The following is a 529-nucleotide window of genomic DNA, read 5'->3' as shown; positions in this document are numbered from 1 at the left end:
TGGATTTATGTCAATATAGTAGACACAAAAACTCAAATTTTTATGCAGTTTTTCTTAAAGCATCTTCAAGCTGTTGAGGAGTCATATAACCGATACTGCTATGAAGCCTTTTTCTGTTGTACCAGGATTCTATATATTCAAATATAGCTAGCCTTGCAGCATCAAAGTCATAGTATGTAGCTAAGTTTACTTCTTCCTTTTTTAGTGTAGCATGAAAGGATTCTATACAAGCATTGTCATAGGGACATCCCTTGCCGCTAAAGGAATGAACTATATTATGTTCATTAAGATAATCATCAAATTTAGAGCTTGTATATTGGGAGCCCAAATCACTGTGGAGTATAACAGTATTCTTTGGTTTTTGAGTTATGTAGGCATTTTCTACAGCCTTTATAGCTAGTTCTGTATCCATAGTCTTTGAAAAAGCATAGCCAATAATTTTCTTTGTATGAAGATCCAAAACTGAAGCAAGATAGCACCATCCGTCTTTAAGTGTATAAATATAAGTTATATCAGTAACCCATTTTTC

1 protein-coding gene is annotated in these 529 nt (G+C 33.3%); it reads right to left on the bottom strand.

Features of this window, described 5'->3' with window-relative positions; genetic code table 11:
* Positions 1–40 precede the first annotated feature (40 nt).
* Positions 41–529 (bottom strand): IS3 family transposase (locus EGD97_RS12290; RefSeq protein ID WP_127837566.1); only part of this gene is annotated, 489 nt, incomplete at its 5' end.

This window comes from Clostridium prolinivorans, assembly GCF_004011155.1.
GTDB lineage: Bacteria > Bacillota > Clostridia > Clostridiales > Clostridiaceae > Clostridium_AT > Clostridium_AT prolinivorans.
The sequence above is the reverse complement of the archived record's forward strand: the minus strand, read 5'-3'. Positions and strand labels throughout refer to the sequence as shown.